Annotated in this window: 20 protein-coding genes, 1 other RNA gene and 2 pseudogenes; 7 read left to right on the top strand and 16 right to left on the bottom strand. The window is 39.7% G+C overall.

The annotated features are described in order from the left end of the window. Window positions 1-99: 99 nt before the first annotated feature. From MST17_RS07515 to MST17_RS07490, 6 genes and pseudogenes are all read right to left on the bottom strand, one after another. A pseudogene (locus MST17_RS07515) lies at window positions 100-534 on the bottom strand (nitroreductase family protein); the annotation flags it as partial. A gap of 42 nt (window positions 535-576) precedes the next feature. Beyond that, window positions 577-2,415 (bottom strand): ATP-binding protein, encoded by a 1,839-nt coding sequence (locus MST17_RS07510; RefSeq protein ID WP_306669802.1) that lies wholly within the window; start codon window positions 2,413-2,415, stop codon window positions 577-579. A 53-nt stretch (window positions 2,416-2,468) separates the two neighbouring features. Continuing rightward, a complete protein-coding gene (locus tag MST17_RS07505; RefSeq protein WP_078188703.1) occupies window positions 2,469-3,152 on the bottom strand; it encodes a response regulator transcription factor in 684 nt (227 codons plus the stop codon). 226 nt (window positions 3,153-3,378) lie between these two features. Next, complete coding sequence (locus tag MST17_RS07500; RefSeq protein ID WP_180027022.1) at window positions 3,379-4,158, bottom strand: glutathione S-transferase N-terminal domain-containing protein; 780 nt, start codon at window positions 4,156-4,158, stop codon at window positions 3,379-3,381. Between the two features lie 143 nt (window positions 4,159-4,301). Further along, on the bottom strand, window positions 4,302-4,814 hold the full coding sequence (gene rraA, locus MST17_RS07495) for a ribonuclease E activity regulator RraA (protein ID WP_168377554.1): 513 nt from the start codon (window positions 4,812-4,814) through the stop codon (window positions 4,302-4,304). Window positions 4,815-4,824: 10 nt separating this feature from the next. After that, entirely contained in the window at window positions 4,825-5,490 is a 666-nt protein-coding gene (locus MST17_RS07490; protein ID WP_180027021.1) for an NAD(P)H-binding protein, read from the bottom strand. A 215-nt stretch (window positions 5,491-5,705) separates the two neighbouring features. Here MST17_RS07490 and rpsT point away from each other — a divergent pair, with 215 nt between their 5' ends. Further along, a complete protein-coding gene (rpsT, locus tag MST17_RS07485) occupies window positions 5,706-5,972 on the top strand; it encodes a 30S ribosomal protein S20 (RefSeq protein WP_078188707.1) in 267 nt (88 codons plus the stop codon). 104 nt (window positions 5,973-6,076) lie between these two features. Here rpsT and MST17_RS07480 read toward each other — a convergent pair whose 3' ends face one another. Further along, on the bottom strand, window positions 6,077-8,671 hold the full coding sequence (locus MST17_RS07480) for a M66 family metalloprotease (RefSeq protein WP_180027020.1): 2,595 nt from the start codon (window positions 8,669-8,671) through the stop codon (window positions 6,077-6,079). Window positions 8,672-9,115: 444 nt separating this feature from the next. Here MST17_RS07480 and MST17_RS07475 point away from each other — a divergent pair, with 444 nt between their 5' ends. Then, window positions 9,116-9,559 (top strand): hypothetical protein, encoded by a 444-nt coding sequence (locus MST17_RS07475; protein ID WP_180004630.1) that lies wholly within the window; start codon window positions 9,116-9,118, stop codon window positions 9,557-9,559. Window positions 9,560-9,646: 87 nt separating this feature from the next. Here the strand turns inward: MST17_RS07475 and MST17_RS07470 are convergent, their stop codons facing one another. Together MST17_RS07470 and MST17_RS07465 are read right to left on the bottom strand one after the other, a co-directional pair. Next, entirely contained in the window at window positions 9,647-10,390 is a 744-nt protein-coding gene (locus MST17_RS07470; protein WP_078188709.1) for a histidine phosphatase family protein, read from the bottom strand. 69 nt (window positions 10,391-10,459) lie between these two features. Beyond that, a complete protein-coding gene (locus MST17_RS07465) occupies window positions 10,460-11,311 on the bottom strand; it encodes a 3'(2'),5'-bisphosphate nucleotidase CysQ (RefSeq protein ID WP_180027019.1) in 852 nt (283 codons plus the stop codon). Window positions 11,312-11,324: 13 nt separating this feature from the next. Between MST17_RS07465 and MST17_RS07460 the strand changes: the two genes are divergently transcribed. The 4 genes from MST17_RS07460 (at window position 11,325) to MST17_RS07445 (ending at window position 14,373) form a co-directional block, all read left to right on the top strand. Continuing rightward, entirely contained in the window at window positions 11,325-12,026 is a 702-nt protein-coding gene (locus MST17_RS07460) for an HAD-IA family hydrolase (protein WP_180027018.1), read from the top strand. Then, window positions 12,019-12,459, top strand: a complete 441-nt coding sequence (locus tag MST17_RS07455) for an RNA-binding S4 domain-containing protein (protein WP_168377604.1) — start codon at window positions 12,019-12,021, stop codon at window positions 12,457-12,459. The genes MST17_RS07460 and MST17_RS07455 overlap by 8 nt, the downstream gene beginning before the upstream one ends. Window positions 12,460-12,604: 145 nt before the next feature. Next, the gene (gene recA, locus MST17_RS07450; protein ID WP_078193524.1) at window positions 12,605-13,648 is read left to right on the top strand and encodes a recombinase RecA; all 1,044 of its coding nucleotides are present in this window, start codon (window positions 12,605-12,607) and stop codon (window positions 13,646-13,648) included. 80 nt (window positions 13,649-13,728) lie between these two features. After that, entirely contained in the window at window positions 13,729-14,373 is a 645-nt protein-coding gene (locus MST17_RS07445; RefSeq protein ID WP_180004627.1) for a regulatory protein RecX, read from the top strand. A 107-nt stretch (window positions 14,374-14,480) separates the two neighbouring features. Here the strand turns inward: MST17_RS07445 and ffs are convergent. Continuing rightward, window positions 14,481-14,577, bottom strand: an RNA gene (ffs, locus tag MST17_RS07440) — signal recognition particle sRNA small type. A 291-nt stretch (window positions 14,578-14,868) separates the two neighbouring features. Here ffs and MST17_RS07435 point away from each other — a divergent pair. Continuing rightward, window positions 14,869-15,730 (top strand): annotated as a pseudogene (locus MST17_RS07435) (YbgF trimerization domain-containing protein). Window positions 15,731-15,791: 61 nt separating this feature from the next. Here MST17_RS07435 and lpxA read toward each other — a convergent pair. From lpxA to rseP, 6 genes are read right to left on the bottom strand one after another with little or no spacing between them, the layout of a single operon-like run. Beyond that, complete coding sequence (gene lpxA, locus MST17_RS07430; RefSeq protein WP_168377606.1) at window positions 15,792-16,580, bottom strand: acyl-ACP--UDP-N-acetylglucosamine O-acyltransferase; 789 nt, start codon at window positions 16,578-16,580, stop codon at window positions 15,792-15,794. Further along, window positions 16,577-17,062 carry a 3-hydroxyacyl-ACP dehydratase FabZ gene (gene fabZ / locus MST17_RS07425; protein WP_171263789.1) on the bottom strand — a complete coding sequence of 162 codons (486 nt, stop codon included), beginning with the start codon at window positions 17,060-17,062 and terminating at the stop codon, window positions 16,577-16,579. The genes lpxA and fabZ overlap by 4 nt, the downstream gene beginning before the upstream one ends. 5 nt (window positions 17,063-17,067) lie before the next feature. Next, window positions 17,068-18,138 carry a UDP-3-O-(3-hydroxymyristoyl)glucosamine N-acyltransferase gene (gene lpxD / locus MST17_RS07420; protein WP_180007772.1) on the bottom strand — a complete coding sequence of 357 codons (1,071 nt, stop codon included), beginning with the start codon at window positions 18,136-18,138 and terminating at the stop codon, window positions 17,068-17,070. Window positions 18,139-18,141: 3 nt separating this feature from the next. Continuing rightward, window positions 18,142-18,642 carry an OmpH family outer membrane protein gene (locus tag MST17_RS07415; RefSeq protein WP_180007771.1) on the bottom strand — a complete coding sequence of 167 codons (501 nt, stop codon included), beginning with the start codon at window positions 18,640-18,642 and terminating at the stop codon, window positions 18,142-18,144. A gap of 41 nt (window positions 18,643-18,683) precedes the next feature. After that, window positions 18,684-21,227 carry an outer membrane protein assembly factor BamA gene (gene bamA / locus MST17_RS07410; protein ID WP_180007770.1) on the bottom strand — a complete coding sequence of 848 codons (2,544 nt, stop codon included), beginning with the start codon at window positions 21,225-21,227 and terminating at the stop codon, window positions 18,684-18,686. 40 nt (window positions 21,228-21,267) lie between these two features. Continuing rightward, entirely contained in the window at window positions 21,268-22,623 is a 1,356-nt protein-coding gene (gene rseP, locus MST17_RS07405) for an RIP metalloprotease RseP (protein ID WP_078193531.1), read from the bottom strand. Between the last annotated feature and the right edge of the window lie 3 nt (window positions 22,624-22,626).

Genomic DNA, 22,626 nt, shown 5'->3' with positions numbered 1-22,626 from the left:
AAAATCTTGTCCAACCCTATCTATTTCAATAAAATTGCAATAAAAAAGGAACTTAGTTTTCGTTCCTTTTTTATCGAAATTGTGTGTTATACACTGCAATTATTGGAAGACTTTAAAACGAGCGGCATCATCCATATAGCCTTTTTCTTTCGCTTCACCTTCCACTGAACCAAAAACCAATTGAGCACGAAGTTTCCAATGCGCAGGAATGTCCCATTCAGCATGCACTTGTTCATCCACAATTGGGTTGTAATGCTGTAGTGATGCGCCTAAACCTTCGGTGTGCAACGCTGTCCAAGTTGCAAATTGGGCAATGGCAGTTGAATGTTCTGCCCAAATCGGAAAGTTTTCTGCATAAGAAGGAAACTGTGCTTGTAGACCACTGACCACATTTAAATCTTCAAAGAACAAAACCGTACCCAAACCTGCTGCAAAACTTGCCATTTTCGCCGTCGTCTTCGCAGCACTTGCTTCATCTTTTGTATAAGATTTTAATTTGTCAGCGACTAAGCCCCAAAATTTTTCGCTTTCACCAGTAGAGTCTGTTGATATTTAATTATGCTCATCTAGAGATATTTATGCAGCTGATTTTAAATTAATTTCTGTATGAATAATCGTGCAGCCTTGCTGAGAATGAATTTTGAAATTCCCACCTATCCGTTCTACACGCATTTTCATACTTCGCATGCCGATACTCATGCCATGATTTGAAACACTCTCAACATCAAAACCTACGCCATCATCTTCAATGGTTAATAACAATGCGCCATTCTCGAAATGTGACAGCGTTACATTGACATGATTAGCTTGGCTATGTTTCACAATATTGGTCAGGCTTTCTTCAATTACTCGTATTAAAGTCAGGCACTGAATTGCTGTTGGTTTGATCGCCCACTGCGAAGGAATGCACCATTTGGCATTCATTTCAACTTCATCCATCAACTGACTAAAACGATGTCGAACTGGTGCAATCCATAGCAAGGGTGAATCTGGCACTTTGCTGTCCAAAGATGATCCACTATCAATAATTTGCCTTAAATCATCCCGTAGTAATTTCAACATCGACAAGAACTGTCTGTTTGGAATATTACTTTCACACTGATCAACCAAGATCATCGAGCGCACAATAGATGCGCCCAGACCGTCATGTAGATCATGTGATAATTTAATTCGTTCTTGTAGGCGTACATTACTGAGTTCAAGCTGATGTTTATCGTTTAGGCTACTGCATAATTCATCACTGACTTTCTGAACTTCAAATGCCAAATCATCATTATATTTTTCAATTTTCTGAATATTACGATTGAGCCTCGCCCCCAAAATCACCACGATAAATAGGGTAATAATCGGTGAAGTAAAGGGAGATAACGGTGTAAAACCTTCTTTTGGAAAGAATACCAAGGCTGTGATGTCTGCAATAACAATCACAATGATCGCAGTCATACACATTGCTAATAAAGTGTAGTCTCTACGTTTTTCTTTAAAACTAATCCAGCAAAGATAAATGTAAGTGATAAAAAAGAGGATGCAATATAATAAGAAAATGAGGCTCGAAATTTCCGCATTTTGTTCAAATGGCCAAATACACACTACACCAATCAGAGCCGCAGTGAGCATAGTACAGGACAATTCAATTCGCGGAAATTTACGTCCAACAAAGCGCAAGATATAGATGCTAAAACACTGAAAGTACAGCATTGAAAATATCAAATTGGCTTTGGTGGAAAAAATCGAATTTGGATATGGAAAGGTTTCAGTGGTCAGTGCATTACTGATAAATAGAATCCATAACACGGTTGAAAGCGCAAACCACCCAAAGCTCGTATCACTGCGACGCATCAACCAAATAATGAAGCAAATTAGACCCAAGACCCCGGAAAGAAAAATATTTAATTGTAATATGGTTCGACGAGTCCAAGTGGCTTCTTCGGCCTGCTCTATTGTTGCCATGACATTGTTAAATTTCACCGGACCCAAGCCAGCATTTAGACTCGAGTAGCCATAAACATAGATCAAGGTTTCATTATGATCATGCTTGATTCCACTTATCGGTAAAATCCAATAGCGTGCAACATTCCAACTTTTAGAGACCGGTTCTTGAAGATTTTTATTGGTCCACAGCAAGTCGCCATTCAGAAAGACTGAACCCGTATTAATAATGTAATCAACATATAGTGCGATGGGTTCTGCCAAACGCGCATTATTTTTACAGTACCAAGACCAGTCTAATTTATACCAAGCACCACCTTGATAACCCTCCCAGTCTTTATCTTCTTTCCAACGGTCAGGTAATTGCGTGGTTTTCCATCCAGTTCTGGGTAATTCTTGATTGGATGGTGTCTTCACCCGTGAAATGCTATTCACAGTTACATTACATTGATCATTTACAGGGAAAACTTGCTCTGCATGACTCAAGCTCCCCCATACTAAACAGAGGATAAATAAGAAAAAATATCCTCCTTTACGCATTATAGAATACCCATAGATCTTGCTGTACTCACGGCTTTGGTTCGTTTCGTTACGGCTAATTTGCGATAAATATGTTTAATATGGCTTTCTACCGTATAGCGAGAAACAAAAAGCTGTTCAGCAATCTCACGGTTACTCAAACCTTGAGCAACCAAACATAAAATTTCTTTTTCACGACTGGTCAAGAGGTTCAGGTCTGCTTCATCGGCGACTGTTTGTTCTGGACTTGGCGCTTCGGCTTCGGATATTTGTTTAAGGATTTCTCGTGCAATAAATGGGTCAATCGGCGCCCCACCACGTAAAATACTCCGAATAGATAAAAGTACTTCAGCATCATCACGTTCTTTTAATACATAGCCCGTTGCACCTGCTTTAATTGCGGCAAATAAGCTTTCTTGTGTACTCCATGCAGAGACAACCAAGATCATGGTATTACTTTCGAGGGAACGTATTTTTTCAATAATTTCGATACCACTACCATCAGGCAAACCTAAGTCAACTAAGGCTAAGGATATCGGTTGGGTCTCTACGGCTTGAATAGATTCTTTAACATTTTTGGTGAAGATAAGCTCTTCACGCTTATAACCCAGCTCTGTCAAAATTTGACGTAAACGTAATTGAATAATTTCCTCATCTTCAACGACGAGCACCGGTACGGGTAGTATGACTTCTTGTGGTGACATGATTTACTTCCCCCGAAAAAATGAAATGTCTTTTACATTAATCAGTTTAATCCTTTTAGGATATCCCTATAATTAAGTAAATTTCTTATTTTTTAACAATTTATTCTAATTCAATTGATGCAGCTATGATGCATTTTTCTTCTAATTTTAAATCCATTTAACATTACAATATGTGTATAGCCATCAGTCTGACTATACACTGCACTTAGCTTAAACTTGAGTGAGATTAGCTCAAATATTGCTTCTTCAGATATTTTACAATTTTTTCAGATTCGAAAAGTTCAACACCTGTATTGGGATCTCTCAAATATGGCACTTGAATATTGTTCCCCATGATTTTTAACACTTGTTCACGCTTACCGCCTTTCAGGGGTACATATTTACCAGGTTTTAGGCGCATTACCGCTAATCCCTGATCTTGCCAACGCTCCTTAGCCACATTATGAAAGGTATATGCCAACTCCATTTCAGACAATGCACTACGTACGATGCGTGTATATGGACTCGCTTCAAAGCCCCACAGTTCTAACAGTTGAGTTGGTGCATCACGATGAATGGCTTTTCGCTGCACCCACACCCCTTGAGCCCCATTAATTAAGGTACCAACATAGGCAACATACGGAATTTTAGGATAACTGGCATATTTCTTAGGGGTTTGGCCTGTTTTGCCATAATGTTTAAATAGATGATGAATAATTTGCTGTGATTCGTACAAACGATCCCCAGTATTGTCATCTACCAAGAAAGGAAATTGTTGTTTTCCACCTAATTTTTGCACATCCAAACGGTACTTTTTAGCCCCTTTTGGACATGGGTAGACCTCATAATCCAAATTGAGCGTGGTCAGAACTTCACGTACACGACGACAATACGGAGAACCTTCAAATTCGTACAGTTTAAGGGCTTTTTCAGGTTGTTTCGGATAAGGCGTTCCATTTGTACCACGTCCGCCCTCTGCTACGCCTGAGAGCAACGCTTGCGCCACTTTTAATTGATGCAACAACATATATTCTTCCTTTCTTCTTTTATTTCGTATTTTTATACAACAGCCGAGAGTCCTCAGCTGAAGTTTGTATTTTTTCCAGATTTATATCGTCGTATATAAGTAAGCAATGCCAACTGATTCCATGACTAAAAACTCAAACCCACTTAAAGAACAACCAATTGCTCTTTTGAAACAACAATGCCGTTATTGTCAGCATAAATAAAATCACCAGACTGAATGTTTACACCACCAAAACTTAATGGAATATCTGTTTCACCCACGCCTTTGCGGTTACTTTTTTGTGGAATCGCAGCCAAAGCATGCACACCTAAATCAAGTTCGGCAATCGCATCAACATCACGCACGCAGCCGTAAATAATGACGCCATTCCAATGATTGTTAACTGCAGATTCAGCAATCATATCACCCATCAAGGCACAGCGCATCGACGCACCACCATCCACAACCAATACTTTACCCGTACCATCGGTTGCCAATAATTCTTTAACACGAGAGTTATCTTCAAAACATTTGACCGTCATCACCTGACCGCCAAAACTTTTTCGTGCACCATAACTTTGAAAGAATTTACCATCCAACGACGGGATCACCACTTGTAATTCTTTATCTGGATGATCATCAAGTAAATCACAGGTGACGAATGGAACTGTAGACACGGTATTTCCCTCATTTAATTGTTAGTATGCGTAAATTATCATAAATCTCGAACTTTTCAGTCTGAGTTTGTGCTGCATCGACCATAGTATGAGCCACTTGCTGTGCTGTCACTGGCTTAAATTTGAAACGGTCTGGTACAAAATGCGAAAAGCGCATATAAAGTTTCTGTGTCGCATCTTCTAAACGCCGAGATTCATGACGCTCGCCAAGTAACAGCGAAGGCTTTAATATCGAAAGTTGATTTAACTTTAAGGTTTTTAAATAATATTCCAATTCCCCTTTGACTCGATTATAAAAAAATGCGGAATTGGCGTCAGCGCCCATAGCACTGACAATGATCAATTGTGTATCTGTATATTCTAATAATTCAGCAAAATGCGTATTGATGCTAAAATCGATATGATAAAAATGATCTTTAGACCCTGCTTTTTTAATGGTCGAACCTAAACAACTAAAGGCATGACTATAATCTCTCACATCATCCTGAGTCAGAGAAAGAAAGTCACTGATCACCATTTGTTGAACTTTTGCCAGTCCATTCAGTTCATGGTCACGCTGACGTACCACAGCAGTAATATTCTTACATCTTGCATTTTGACTGAGCTGACGAACCAGTTCCCGCCCGACCAATCCTGTTGCCCCAATGACAATTGCATTCTCTATACTTTTAGTCATTTTTCATACAATCTCAATAACTTTAGACTAATCTAACGTTTTCTTTAAAATTTTTCTGCATCTAAAATGTTGTCAAAGCATGTCAAGACTTGACTTAAGCGCTTAGTTTAATCACAATATGGCACTTGTTTACGGGCTGGTGATAGTTCTTCTGATGTTGGTTTTCAGATGTAATTTCAGCCCGCCCAGACCAATCTATTTCAAGGAGTGCACGAGTGGCAAACTCTGCTCAAGCAAAAAAACGTGCTCGTCAAAACGTTAAAGCACGTCAACACAACGCAAGCTTACGTTCTATGGTTCGTACTTATCTTAAACGCACAGTAGCTGCTATTGCTGCTGGTGATTATGCTGTCGCTACAGAAGCTTACAAAAAAGCTGTTCCTGTAATTGACCGTATGGCTGATAAAGGCATCATCCATAAAAACAAAGCTGCTCGTCATAAGAGCCGTTTAAATGCACAAGTTAAAGCTTTAGCTAACTAATTTGTTGCGATAAAAAAAGCCCTTTTTAGGGCTTTTTTTGTACCTATCGATTTTTAAAGGCAAAAAAATAAGGTCCAATAAGGACCTTATTTTCTATTTACAGATTATTTATTAATCAGTTTCATATTCGTCGCTGATAAATATGTCCATAATAAGTTTTGGCTTGCTGTCAAATTTGTCCAACGTTGATTGCCACCATTGGTACAGCTATATCGAATTAAATCCGCACGGTTATTTTGCAAACGTCCCGTATTTAAATCCATACATTGACCACTTTGACGAATCGTTGTAGTCGCAGGGTCCATGGTCCAAATTTGGTTGGTTTGGTTTAACACGCAACGTTCTAGCGTCACTTTAGCTGAACCACCGTTGCCTGTAATACATTGATCTGGATTTGACTTACTGTGTATACGACCAATGGCATCATATACCCACTGTTCAGTATCATCCGCCGTACAACCGCTTGGGCCACTGATGTATAAATTTAATGTTCCATCAGTTAAGGTTTCAGATTTCAAACAGTTGTTACCATTTTTGATCAATGTCGCCTGCTCAAACATACCTTCTTGAGTGACTGAAAGCTTTTTCATAAATGCTTCGAGCGCGCTTTGCGCCTCAGGTACTTGATTGGTTAGGTCTTGTGCATACACATTCATCCAACGATTTAGTCGGTATGCTGTGTTTTGTTGCGACTCATAACGGGTTAATTGCTGACGCGCCACACTATTCATCAATGACTTGTCATTTTTATATGACTCATACAGCATTTTTTCAGTTGGATTAAGAGCAACAACAGCATTTGCAGCTTGCGCTTCCAAAGCACTTTCTAATTGAGGAAGTTCGATAGCACGCAAAGCACTATAACCATGCTGACGTCCAATTTTGACGGCCGGCTTGATCGCTGTGCTGTAAACTGGAATATCAATATTTGCTAATAATTTGGCTTCTTCACCTGCTTTTTTACAATATAAATTGACCTTCTGTGGTTGATCTGCCAAAGCTAAATTGACATGCAGTTTATTGGCATTACTACCTAGTCGTACAGCTGCTAAAGCAATATTGTTGACTTTATTCGTGTATTGCACATTCAACCAACATGCCGCTTGATCCAAAGCGGTATTGGCAGCATTTAAGTCATACACATTACCCCAGTTTGAACGTGCCGCAGGATACAACAAACCAACTTGATTGACTGGATCATAGCCCCCTAAAATGGTAATTACGGGCTGACCAAAGACCCGTGGTCGTGGATAATTTTGATCTGCGTTATACCAAACCGGAGCCGTAGAATTTGGCATCTTCGGTTGAGCGACTTCCATTTCACGAGTGGTTTTATTCCACTTTTTGTAGCCGGTAGGTGATGTTTCATCCCAGACATAACGGTCAAAGTGCGGTTGAATTTTCAGGAATGTGCTGTAACCCGTATAGTGTGTGTAGCGTGATACATTACTATCAGGATACCCGCCGGACATGGCATCTTTTCCGTACGGGAACAAATTTTTAAAATTTGGGATCCCATTGCTACCATCCCACTTCCATGTCGCCGTCCATGATAGATTTCCGCGCATTATATTGCGATTGGCAATATAACCCCATCCACTGTCCGCATGATGTGCAGCCCAAAATAGATTGTCACCTACCTGACCAGGGTAATGTCCTAAACCATAGTGATGGCCAATTTCATGGCTAAATTCATTCCCTACAGAATCATAAAGCGTGAGCATGCCATTACCACCACTCAGTCCATGAGTATGCACACCATTGGCATAGTTCCCCTTCGTATGATGGACAACTACTGTTTGGGTTAATTGTGGCTGACTTTGATTGGCCATAGATGCACTGGTAATACCCCAGTTAGCAAGGTTTATACCAACACTAAAGGTTGATTTACCGACATCCTCACGCATGTCTCCTGCATAAACACCACCATCTCCGGCACTTTTACTGTCATAAATAACACCTGAGGAAACCATTGCACGTGTTAACTGCATATCATCATATTGTGCAACGGTCATTTCTGCTGCAGGAATGGTTTGGAAATAATCGGTACCCGCTTTTTCAGGCTCAAGCAGCATATAGTGACCGGTAGAATTTGGCTTATCTGCCAACATACCAACACGGATATTATTTAAAACCAATTCACCTGGTGCAGCAAAATCGATTTTATCTTCAGCCAATTCACCGCTGACTTTATTTGCATCGATAAATTTTAATCTTAGACCGGGTTTAACTTCATCCCAATTGAGTTTCGTGGTCCACGCGCGTTTACTGTACCAAACATCTGGACGACCTCTTTGCCCACTCTGGTCTGAAACAGGCATTTGCGTTGGATCATCCAATGTCGCGGTACGAATTAAGCGGTTGTTTTGATAGATTTCTACTTTGAGTTGCTTGATGTTTTGCATATCAAGTGTTGGCGTCACGATAAGCAGCGCTTCTTTTTCACTGGTTAACTGTGGCATTTTCTTGGCTTCGTTCGCATTCGGATCGACGACATGACTTTGACCAAATTGAACTTGCGCTGAAAAGTTGCCGACTAAATCATTTCGTATTTCACGAACAGCATCATTTGCATCGTAGTCATAAAAGCCAATACTGGTATCATCGACTATGTCTTGGGTCGGTTCTGGATAATTTGCAGTTGATGCAGAACCACTTGAACTATCACCACCGCCTCCACCACCACAAGCAACTAACATGAATGACACAATACAAATTGATAATTTGTTATATGAAAAATCTATCACACTTTTCACTACTATTCCCCAATTAGCCACAAAAAAATCCAATAAAGAGACTTACATAAAATATATAAATCAATAAGTTACAACAAATATAATGCTATTTTCTTTTTATTAATCATTCAATTGCCGCGTTTTGTCACTTATTAACAATTCAAATTAAATCTAAATATTTAGTATTGGCTGAATCACGATTGCTGTGACAGGTACTTCACTTATCAACTAAAATTAAGGTGTAGTCCTTTAAATACAATCGTATATTCCCGACAAAAATTGTCAGGATATTTTTAGAAACTTTGTAAATAAAAACTTTTAGAAATGGTTTAATCCCATATATTTTTTATGGTATTTTAATTTTCATCCTAGGCAGCCATTGCTGTACAAATGAAAAGAGGGATAAAAATGTCGATTAACCAATTTTTGCCATCATTAGAAAAATTTGCAGAAGCAGAAAATCAATATATTGAATATTTTACATCGAAAGGTGAAAAAGACATTTTAGGTAAAGTCATTTCAAATATGAAATCAACCGCTGAGATTCAAGCCTCTCAAGGCGTAGACTCATGGTTAGCATATGGCGTGTATTTACCGGCTGTAGAACGCATCTTTGCGCTGCATCAAGGGGAAACGGAAGCTGCATTTTTTGAACGCACACAATATCCAGTTGAACTCGTGCAAGCGTATAGCATTAAAGATCATGACATTGCCACATTGATTGCCGCAGACAAATACAGTCGAATCCACCAACAACATCTCCCTGTCAATACTAGCCGCTGGCCTTATAGTGACGACGGTTCAAGTATTGATTTAAATCAGTATCCTGCACGAATTAAAGCCAATATTTAATCTTTTATTTAATGAAATATTGAAGCAGATAAAAAGGCATCCCGTACATGGATGCCTTTTTTAAATATTTTGTATGCGCAAAAATACTTAGAGTTGCTGCTCAGCCTGCTGAAATTCACGAATATTTAATTCATTTAGTTCTCCACGCCAAATCCATTTCAGTTTTGACTCAAGGAATACATCTCCTTCAAACCAAACAAATAAACCTTCCATCATTTTCGGCCAGTCTTCGCGTGTCACGATATTTTTACCTGAAATAATGGCAAGAATTGCAGCCAAAATCGTATCATGACTCACCGCTAGACTCAGACCATAATCATTGGTTGGATGAGTGTTGTAAATCAACTCCAAAACATCTACCACCCCATGAATGGGCTGTTTCATACCCGGCAAAGCATTATTCACAAAACTATTGATAAAGCCTAAAGCACCTTGCTTTTGAAAGTATGGTCCTGCTTTTTTAATATCGAGCACAAAACTTCCCGGCTCGACCAATAATCCTTGTTCAATGATCTCGATATGGTGGGTATTCGGTTCAATCGTGACATTATCTGCACCTTGAATCATCAATGCCGCCGTATCCACACAGCGCTGAATTGGACTCGAAATACAGTGCTGAATAACACGATCGGTATTTTCAACCAAATAGCTGCCCCACGCTTCGGCTAAATCACGTCCTTGATGGGTCAGTTGCAAGTCATAACCGGCCAAGCCTTGTCCTTGTACAACTTCACGAATGGAATGACGTGTAAACAATGTTACAGGCGTCTTTTCATCCGGCAATAAGTCTATTGCTTTCAGCATACTAGGAGGGAGCAAATCTAGGGCCATAATTGACAGTTCTTAAATGCAGGAGATTTAACGGAGTGTGCTGACACTATAGCATGAACCCGATTTAGCTCAAGTTTTGTCAGGCATGTTTGCCAAAGCATTTAAGGCCAATTCTTTCATTTCGGCATTTTTAAATGCAATAAATCCACCATTTAATAAAGTCGTGCGTTGGTTATATAGAAATGCGCGACCTTTAAAATCAACCAAACCACCACCAATACGCTCGATTAAACATTGTCCAGCGCTCGTATCCCATTCACAAGTCGGATGAAAACGCGGATAAATATCCACTCGATCTTCTAACATCATACAAAACTTATATGCACTACCAGCATGGTAGGCCTGAAAAGGAGTGAGTTTTTCTAAAGCGTCTAGATAGTCCGTATAAATCGGCTTATTTTTGGCACTTTGACTCAAGCCAACGTGTACGACACTCTCTGCAGAGGTTTGAACATATTCATACCATGCAGTGGACTGGCTATCATATTTCAGCGGCAGTCCCGCAAAGGGGCAAATATATACGCTATATTCCCCCGGGATCGCCAATATGGCAAAAGTGGTATTGGCCCCATCTACCAAACTCAGATTAATGGTAAATTCAGGTCTTTTATGTAAAAACTCTTTGGTACCATCCAAGGGATCAAGCAGCCAAAATTTTTGCCATTGCATACGTTCAGACTTGTCACCTTCCTCTGACAATACAGGCAAGCTAGAAACTTTAGATAATGCTTGGGTAATATAGCTATTTGCACGATAGTCAGCTTGCGTTACAGGTGAATCATCACTTTTACGTTCCACATCAAAATCTGCACCTGAGCAATAACGCCGATATTCTTCTCGCAAAATTTCACAAGCTTGTGTCACAATGGGAACCAACTGCAAAATCAGTGGGTCTTGCGGTGCTGTTGTTGTTTTAAACATAGAATACCTTTATATGCCAAATTACTCAGAAAAGCCGACTATCATTTTCGATATGGACGGTACTTTACTCGATCTTGCTTATGATGATTTCATTTGGAATGAGCTGCTGCCAATTCGCTATGCTGAACAGCATCAGTGCTCACTCGAACAAAGCAAGCAAACCCTATTTAGTTTTTATCAACAGCATAATCATACCCTAAAATGGTACTCCTCTCGCTTTTGGACGTCACAAGTTGGCGTTGATGTTCTGGAAATGCAGATAGAACAAAAAGCCAAAGTAGCCAAACGCGAAGGCTGCATTGAGCTGCTTACCTATCTTAAAGAAAATGGCTATCCTATTTGGCTTGCGACCAATGCCGACTTTGCAGGCTTACAATTCAAACTCGAACAAACCGGTCTTCGTGATTATTTTGATGTTATCGTCAGTTCAGAAACTCTCGGTCATGCCAAAGAGTTTATTGAGTTTTGGCAAATATTAGCAAGCAAACACCCCTTCGATGCAAAAAACTGTTATTTCATTGATGACACAGAAAAAGTGCTTAATGGTGCAAAACTTTTTGGGATTGAACAGCTCTATTCGATTCAGCAGCCTTCATCTGCCAAAGTGCCTCGCGAGACTTGTAATTATCCAATGCTGTCCGCATTAACAGATTTAATCCCTATTTTAGAAGCTCAAATGACTGAGCAAGCCGAGGAACAGAAAAAATATGCGTAAATCAAATCTAGCCGAAGATGCAGTTGGTATGCGTATAGACAAATGGTTGTGGGCTGCACGTTTTTTTAAAACACGCTCTATTGCCAAAAATGCGATTGAAGGCGGTAAAGTTCATCATAATGGCGAACGCGTTAAAGTTTCTCGTGAAGTTCGTGTAGGCATGGAATTAACCATTGCCCAAGGCCTTGAGAAAAAAACCGTGGTGGTGAAAGCACTGTCGGATGTTCGTGGGCCTGCCCCCACCGCTCAGCTGCTTTATGATGAAACTGAGGTCAGTATTGCAAAACGGGAATTGCTCGCATCCCAAAGAAAGTTGCATAATCTAGCTCGGCCAGATCATCGACCAAGTAAAAAAGATCGTCGAGATATTGGTAAATTTAAAAGAGAAAATGATCAACAGTTTGACCAGCAATGGTCTTATAATGATGATTAAGTTAAAGCGTCACAACATGTCGCACCTGTTGTGATTTTCATAGAACAAAAGGATGATTTCTGTCACTATACCCTCGTGGAACAGATCTAAACTGAATACATCCACTTGAGTATATTGTTTCGTGACATCGTATTGAGGTTGTAAGATGGATGATAATAAAAGCAAGGCGTTAAATGCGGCCTTAAGCCAAATTGAAAAGCAGTTTGGTAAAAACACCGTTATGCGTCTTGGCGATAATACTGTACAGGCAGTTGAAGCTGTCTCTACAGGTTCTTTAACATTAGATATCGCACTAGGTATTGGTGGTTTGCCTAAAGGTCGTATCGTAGAAATCTACGGTCCTGAATCTTCTGGTAAAACGACTATGACATTACAAGCTATTGCACAATGTCAGAAAGCTGGCGGTACTTGTGCATTCATCGATGCTGAACATGCATTAGACCCTCAATACGCACGTAAACTTGGCGTAGATATTGATAACTTACTTGTTTCACAGCCAGACAATGGTGAACAAGCACTTGAAATTGCAGACATGCTGGTACGTTCAGGTGCCATTGACCTGATCGTTGTCGACTCTGTAGCTGCACTGACCCCTCGCGCCGAAATTGAAGGCGAAATGGGTGACTCACACATGGGCTTACAAGCTCGCCTGATGAGCCAAGCACTGCGTAAAATTACCGGTAATGCGAAACGTTCGAACTGTATGGTGATCTTCATTAACCAAATCCGTATGAAGATTGGTGTAATGTTTGGTAGCCCAGAAACCACAACTGGTGGTAATGCACTTAAATTCTATGCATCTGTACGTTTAGATATCCGCCGTATTGGTCAAGTGAAAGAAGGCGACGAAATCATTGGTTCAGAAACCAAAGTGAAAGTTGTGAAAAACAAAATGGCTCCTCCATTCCGTGAAGCGATTTTCCAAATTCTTTATGGTAAAGGCGTGAACCATTTAGGTGAGCTTGTTGACCTCGCAGTACAACAAGAAATTGTTCAAAAAGCAGGTGCTTGGTATTCATACCAAGGTGACAAGATTGGGCAAGGTAAAAACAATACCATTCGCCACTTAGAAGAACACCCTGAACTTGTGCAAACTATCGAAAAACTGATTCGTGAACAACTTCTGACTACGGGTACAGCACCTGTAGAAGACAAAGACGAAGAAGAACCAGACTTTTTAGATGCTTAATTACAGCATACTTTAATAGTAGACGAAACGCCCTACGGGGCGTTTTGTTTTGCACTCAAAATTTGTATTAAAATGACCCCATGACTAAAGACCATTTTCCACTCTTGCTCGACTACGAAGCACTAAAACAACAGTTCGCAGAAGCTGAAGAACCTACCTGCGCAAATCATACTGCACAAACTGACATTTCACATGACAATACTTCGGTGACCGATCACTCTGCGTTGCATTTTGATGCCAATGGTAAAGATGTTCATGCTGAAAAAAAACCAGGACTGCGCGGCTCTCGTTTACGCTCCTACGCCTTTGCAGTACTCACACGTAAAGAATACTCAAAAGCGGATTTAATTGAAAAATTAGCACTGTATGCGGATAGTCGTGAAGAAGTCATACACTTGGTGGAAGAACTCGCACGTGAGAACTATCAAAGCGATCAACGTGTAGCAGAAATGCTGTTGTCGAGTCAAAAGCGTAAAGGTAAAGGTCCCAACCGTATAAAGCTCGCTTTAAAAAATAAAAAAGTAGACAGTGAATTAATTCAGGATGAATTAAAAGAAACAGATTGGGTCGCCGAAGCCTACCAGCTCAAGATCAAAAAATTTGGCAAAGCTGTTGAACGTGATCCAAAACAAAAAGCCAAACAAATACGTTTTTTACAATATCGAGGATTCGATCTCGATACGATTTTTAAAGTGATTGCACGTAAAGAATTTGATGCCGAATAACAAAGATATAGATCTAAATGAAGAATTAATAAAAATAAAATAAAGAAGAATCTAGGATTAAAAAAATGAGAGGAAGTTTAATTTATTATGATTGAAACTGGTGGCAACCCTACCAGCAAGACTTCGGCACATCATATTTCTACTACCGTTGCTACCTTCCGGTCCTGGCGGGGTTTGTAGAGTACAATTGCGAAGTAACCGGCAGGGCTACCATTGCAAGAACAGAGTATAGAGATTTTTGATAAACATGCAAGCCTAAAACCAAGAATTCCTGAGTAGAAAACACTGTTTGATTATTTATAAATCAATATGATGGTCGATGATGTAGAAAACGTGAAACATCATCACTATATTTTTACTTTAATACACAACAAGATTGTAAAAGCTTATTGCAATTCAGAACTTTGGCGTTTTTAATGTGCTTATCGTTTTATCTAAAGCAGTCTGTAATAAAACTATTCAATACGGACATGCTTGCAACTACATGGAATTTTTATGATGTTTAAACAGCATGTATTGTGTGCCCTTACATTGACTTGCTCAGGTACGCTATTTGCCAATATTCCAATTGAATCTCGCGGTTTGAGTGGCGCAGATAATGGCACTGTGTATACAGCAAATAATACAGCCATTCAAACAGGTGCTGGCTCTACCCCTACGCCAACCAATTTGAATTGGCAGCTCATGCAGAAGAACCAACAGCTCGAAAATGAATTGCGTAGCTTACGCGGTAAAATGGAAGAGCAAGACAATATTATCGAACAATTAAAAAGTGAACTTACAAACCGCTATGCAGATTTAGATCAACGTTTAGAGCTACTCCAACAAAAAGTAGATCCGAGTGAAGACACAGAGGCTGCGGAGGATAACCAACAAGGTACTGCACCCAGTAGCAGCTAATATAGCCCCTACACCAGCTAAACAACCTACGACCCAAGCAACATTAAGCTCATCTGCAAAACAACCTGTAAATGCAGGTGGTGACTCACTTGAGCTTGAGAAAGCAGCTTATACCGTTGCTTTAGATGCATATAAACAAGGTGGTGCGAAAAAAGCCATCGCACCGATGAAAAATTTTATTAAAAATAATCCTAACAGTGTTTATATTAGCAATGCATATTTTTGGCTAGCTGAATTCAACCTTGCTGTTGAACCGACTAACTACGCAGAAGCGAAAAAGAACTATGGTATTGTAGTAGATCAATACCCTGAGTCGACTCGTGCACCTAGAGCGTTATATCAACTGTATAGCATTGCAAAAGACGTAGATCGAAACAGCAGTTTAGCAACGCAGCTCAAAACCAAGCTTACCCAAAAGTACCCAAAATCTGAAGAAGCAGGCTTTGTTAAAAAATAGGACTTTTTTTAACGCAAAAAAAAAAGACACCTTATAAGGTGTCTTTTTTTATTCGCAGCATTTAGCGTACGATACCGCGCTTAGACTGCTCAAGTGAGTCGATCAACAATTGCGCTTCTGCCACTTCAGGCAAAATTTCAGTACGAATACGTTCAATCGCTTCATTCGTCGTTAATCCATCTTTATAGATCAATTTAAAGGATTCACGTAAACCTTGAATCACATTTTTAGACCAACCTTTACGACGCATGCCTTCAATGTTCATGGCAAAAGCATGGGCTGGATTACCAGATACCATGACATAAGCAGGTACATCTTTCAAAATAAGCGATGCACCACCGATCATACTGTATGAATCGATTTTACAGAATTGATGAATACCAGAGTTACCACCTACGATGACATAATCACCAATGTGGACATGACCTGCAACGCCGACGTTATTAGCAAAGATATTATGATCACCTACCACACAGTCATGTGCAATATGTGTATTCACCATCAATAAATTATGACTACCAACTTTAGTTAGACCCTGATCTTGAACAGTACCACGGTGTAAACTACAGTGTTCACGAATCGAGTTATGATCCCCGATTTCTAACCAAGTTTCTTCACCAGCATATTTCAAGTCTTGGCAGACTTCACCAACACTGGCAAATTGAAAAATTTCGTTATGTTGACCAATACGGGTATAACCACCCACCACAACATGTGAATGCAGTTTAGTACCCGCTCCAATTGTGACTTGAGGACCAATAATACAATATGGTCCAATTTGCACATCCGGAGCAATTACTGCTGATGAGTCAATAATGGCGGTAGGATGAATTAATTCGTTATTGCTCATGCTGTCTCTGTTTTCTGATGCGAAACCATAATTTCCGCGGTTGCTGCGACTACGCCATCTACAGTGGCAACACAATTATATTTGTAAATGCCACGCTTTTGCATCACTAATTCTGATTTTAATACAAGTTGATCGCCTGCAACGACTTGTTTTTTAAATCGGACCTTTTCTGCACCAGCAAATAAGAACAACGAACCAGCTGAAGGTTTCTCATTATTCATAATGAAACCTAAGATACCCGATACTTGCGCCAATGCCTCAACAATCAGCACGCCCGGCATAATTGGGTATTCAGGGAAATGGCCTTGTAAAAATTCTTCGTTAATCGTTACATTTTTATAGCCTACAATCCCGTTGTCAGTCACTTCAACAACACGATCAACCAATAAAAACGGATAACGATGTGGCAAATATTCACGAATAGTCTGAATAGTCATTGGTAATTCAGGTTTTGTGAAAGCTGGGGTATTCGACTCTGTCATCATAATTATTTACGCAATTTAAATGTTGATTCAAGGGACTCAATTTGAGACTGCATATGATCAAGTCGTTTGACCAATTGGGTCAATGGCACATCTGCTAATTGTTTAAAGCGGATTGCTGCCTTTTTCCAAGAACCACTTTCAAGCATTGGCGTGCCTGAAGAATAACTTCCAGCAACGGAAATACTTTTTGTGACCATTGACATACCGGTAATTGTCACATTATCTGCAATATTAATGTGACCTACGATACCAACAGCCCCTGCAAGCACACAATTTTTGCCAATAGTTGTACTACCCGCAATGCCACATTTCGCAGCCATTGCTGTATTTGCACCAACTTTGACGTTATGTGCGATTTGCACAAGGTTATCAATAATGACACCATCTTCCAAAATTGTGTCATCTAAAGCACCACGGTCGATACTACAATTTGAGCCAATACGCACATCATTCCCGATGCGTACAGAACCTAATTGAGCAATACGATGCCATTTCCCTTGATAAGGCGCAAAACCAAACCCTTCACCACCGATCACCGTATTTGCATGGATACGTACACGATCACCTAACTTAGCTTCACCAGTAATCGTCACATGCGAATCGATAAAACAATCTTTACCAATTTCAACACCATGATCAATCTTCACTTGTGATTCAATTCGAGTTCCTTCACCCACCACGCTATTCGCACCAATCACCACATAATGCCCAATATAAGCAGTATCAGAAATGATTGCTGAAGGATGAATTTGGGCAGTACTTTCAATTCCTGTTTCTACAGATTTTTTTTCAAAAACATGCGTCAGAATAGCGAAAGCCAGATACGGATTGGGTACGACAATGAAGTTTTGCTGTGAAGGGATTTGTGACTGCATCTCTGCAGTCACAATCAGCGCACCAGCCTGAGACTGTTGAGCTTCATTCAGATATTTATCTGCGTTTAAAAATGCAAGCTGATGCGGTTGAGCACTCTCTAAACTTGCCATTCCACTGAATAGCAAATCTAGCTGGCCAATACATTGACCTTGAACAAGTTGAGCAAGCTTTTCTAAACTGAATTTTTGAGAATTCATTGATTATTTAATTGCATTAACCTTTTGAATCATTTTATCAGTTAAATCAAACTTAGGGTCATACGCAAGTGCTGAATTTTTATTCAAAACAACATCTAACTTATTTTCTGTGCGCAATTGTTCTGCAACTTGCTTGATTCGTGTATCCATCGTGCGATTTAAAGACTGAATATTCCCTTGAACCGAAGCTTGAACTTTTTGCTGTAAATCAGTCAGCTCTTTAAGTTTAGTTTGATACTGTTGACCCATTTGCTGCTTTTGCGCAGCAGTCAACTTATCACCACCCTGCTGAGCTTTTTGCTGCATTGCTTCCAGCTCTTTAGCCAGTGATTCAATTTTAGTGGTTTGTGGTTTCAACTGCTGTTGAATTTGAGCATTTTGTTGTTTTAGATAAGTACTTTGATCCACCACCTTTTCTAAATCAACCACACCGTAACCTGCTGCATTTACCACAGCAGAACACGACATACCCAATACCGCCAAACTAGCAAATAATTTATTCATCTTATCAACCTGTAATTTTGTTATTCCCAGAAGGGTCGTACTTAGAACGTACGACCAATCTCGAATTGAATTTCTTTTGTTTCATCGCCAGCTTTATCATTAAGCGGGAATGCATAACTGAGTGAAATTGGACCAATCATCGTAATCCAAGTAAAGCCTGCACCAACGCTATAACGCATATTGTTCATATCAAAGCCGTAGTTATCTTTACAGTATTGACGGTCTTCACTAGATTTAGGAACGTCACATTGCGTATCAAATACTTGCGCACCTTCAGCAAATAAAACTGGACGGACTTGACGAGCCCAATCGCCTTTAAATGGCACAGGTAAAGCTAATTCAGTACCAAATTGAATTAAAGCATTACCACCCACTTCTTCTGGATCATAGTCAACCTTATTTTGCGCATCATAATACACACCAGGATATTTAGGCCCTAAAGTACTGTTATCATAGCCACGTACCGAACCAAAACCACCTGCATAGAAGTTTTTATAGAACGGCAAATCATTACCATAGCCTAACTTACCGTAACCACGTAATACAAAGTCTTTACCCAGTGGGAAATAGGCTTGTGCATCGTAAGTGATTTTTTGATATTCAACATCACTACCTGGTAATGCAATTTCGGCATTGACGCGGTGTGACATACCCGATGTAGGGAATACCGGGCGATTCAAGGTATTGTATGACCAACCCAAGTTAAGGTTATAAGTTAAGAAATCACCTTTAAACGCACTATCGTATGATTCTTCAGGTACTGCGCAAGTGTTGTGAGTAACAATTTTATTACCTTCACTATCTAGTACAAAATCTCCATTCGCATCAGTTTTGTATACAGGCACAGTTAATTGTGAGTTACCAGACGCATCCGTAGGACAGAATGATGTGGTATCCGTCGCCTTCCCACCATTTGCTAGTAAATAATCACGCACATAAGTAGAAACATATGGGCCTGTAGTTACTTCGGTATTATCAATATTCAAGCCCATACTGATACTTTGGTTTTCATCGATCGGATAACCAAAGTTGATACCACCACCAAAACTGTCAGTGACGTAGTTGTTAACGTTATAGTCGTCATCTAACTTGGTTTTACGGTAGTACATATTATAACCACGACGTACACCATCAATAGTGAAATACGGGTCAGTTACACTGAGGTTGTAGTAATCTTGAGTCTCAGAACGTGACAAATCGATAGAAACTGCATTACCTGTACCCAAGAAGTTGGTTTGACTCAAACCTGCTTGGAAAGTTACACCGCCACTTTGTGAGAAACCAACAGCCAAAGTACTTGTACCTGAATGCTGTTCTTCAACATTCACATTTAAATCAATTTGATCTGGCGTACCCGGAATACGTGCAGGTTTAACATCAACGGTTTTAAAGAAGCCTGTACGCTCTAAACGCACTTTAGACAAATCAATTTTTTCGTTACTTGCTAATGCGCCTTCCATTTGACGCATTTCACGACGTAGAACTTCATCAGCTGTTTTCGAGTTACCTGTAAAATTAATGCGGCGAACAGTGACTTGCTGACCCGGATTCACATAGTAATTTAAATCGACCAATTTGGTGTCTTTATTGATTTCAGGAACAATGTTCACTTCTGCAAAGTAGTAACCTGCGTTACCGTATTTACGAAGTAAAAGTTGTTTAACACCATTCACTTTTTCTTGTGAATATAAATCGCCATCTTTATAGAGTTTTAAAGCGTTTAAATCAGTTTGCGTATAAAGCGTATCACCTAAGAAATGAGTTTTACCAAACTTAAATTGTTCACCTTCATCCACCGAAACTTCGATAAAGACGTGTTTTTTATCTTCACTCAAATTCAGACTTGAATTGGTAATGTTAAAGTTGATGTAACCTTTGTTGAGATACATCGCACGTAAAGCTTCTAAACTCGCAGCCATCTTTTCACGTGCATAACGGTCATTACGAGAAATGATCGAGTTCCAACCACTTTCTTTTAATGCAAAAATTTGTTTAATTTCGCTTTCTTTAAAGACCGTATTACCAATGATATTGATATCAAATACTTTGGCAGATTGGCCTTCTTCAAACTCGATTAAGACATTAACACGGTTGTTTGGTTGAGCGGTTGTAATAACTTTGACATCAGCATCATAACGACCTTGCTGCATGTACTGTTGTTCTAATTCAGTTTCAACCGTTTGCAAAGATGATTTCTTTAAAACTTCACCTTCGGACAGACCCATTTTCTTTAAGCCTTCTTCCAAGGCTTCTTTAGGAATAAGTTTATTGCCTTTTAGCTCAACTTTAGAAATTACTGGGCGTTCAACCACTGTATATACAAGGGTATTACCGACTTGTGAAGACTTCACATCATCAAACAAACCCGACGCAAACATGCTACGAATTGAGTTTGAAATGATTTGATCATTGACACGATCACCAGCGGAGAATGGGATCATTCCGGCTACATTGTCAGGAGTTAAACGCACTAAGCCATCAACACGAATATCTTGTACTACAAAATCATCTGCTGCATATACTTGTTGTGCTACGGCCATAGCACTAACCAGTGCCAATGGCATAAATAAATGTTTGTGCTGCATGCCAGTCTTTTCCGCTGTTAATTTATTTCGTATAACGTTCTTATAAACGCATAATGTCATTGAATAGAGCCAGTAGCATCATGCTACCCAGCAATACCATACCAATTTTTAATCCAACCAATTGTATTTGTTCAGAAACAGGTTTACCACGAATTAATTCAATAAAATAGTAAATTAAATGACCGCCATCGAGCATAGGAATTGGTAGTAAATTTAAAATACCTAAACTTACACTCATCAGTGCCATAAAGGAAATGAAGGTTTGCCACCCCATTTCAGCACTTTGTCCAGCCACTTTCGCAATGGTAATCGGACCAGATAAATTATCTAAACCAACCAATCCACGCACCATTTTTACAATAGAATTCAGTATCATACTAGAGATCTGACCTGTTTTTTCTACTGCTTTGCCCATCGCTTCTACAGGCGTGTATTGAATGGTTTGTTTGTATTCGGCTGGAATATTGACTTTACCCGGATCGCTTTGTACACCTAAAAGCCCTGTGACTTTACCCATTTGGTCACGCTTACCTTGCGGCATCACGCTTAAATGCACAATTTTATTTTGTCGTAAAACATCAATTTTAAGTAACTTTTCTGGAGAAGCTTGTACAACTTGTACAACATCAAACCAGTCTTTCATTTTTACGCCATCAATCGAAACAATTCGATCACCCACTTGCATCCCTTGGCGTATTGCTGCGCCATCTTCACTGAGTTTTGAAACCACTGCAGGAATTTCAGGACGATACGGTGTAAAACCAAGAACATCGAGTGGTGACTGAGTTTGATCGCGTAAGAAACTTTGAATCGGTAAACTGAAGTTTTGAATTTGCCCTGCTCGTTCAGCTTGAATTTGAATATTGCCAGTTTCACCTACACGATCAACCAAGGCATAATTCAAGCGCTCCCAAGTGGATACTTGAGTGCCATCTACGGCAGTAATTTTATCACCAGACTGCATTTGCGCAGCTGCTGCAGGCGTATTCGGTAAAATTTTACCTACGCGCGTATTCAGCTGTTCCTGTGCAGGTAAAAATAAAATCCAAAACAACACCACAGCAAAAGCCAAGTTGATGAGTGGCCCTGCAGCAACAATTGCAATACGTTTCCAAGGGTGTTGTCTGTTAAATGCTTTCGGTAAGTCTTCTGCTGCGACATCACCTTCACGTTCATCCAACATTTTGACATAACCACCCAGTGGCAATGCAGACAGTTGATATTGAATACCTGATTTCTTCGACGTCCACTTGAGCAGTGTTGGGCCAAAACCAATCGAATACACCAAAACCTTTACGCCCAGTTTACGTGCAACAAAATAATGCCCAAATTCATGAATCGCTATTAGCGGTCCAAGTAGCAATATTGCTGCAATAATCATAAACAAGGCATTCATGTC

This window comes from Acinetobacter sp. YH16056_T (assembly GCF_024605895.1).
Taxonomy (GTDB): Bacteria; Pseudomonadota; Gammaproteobacteria; order Pseudomonadales; family Moraxellaceae; genus Acinetobacter; species Acinetobacter amyesii.
The sequence above is the reverse complement of the archived record's forward strand: the minus strand, read 5'-3'. Positions and strand labels throughout refer to the sequence as shown.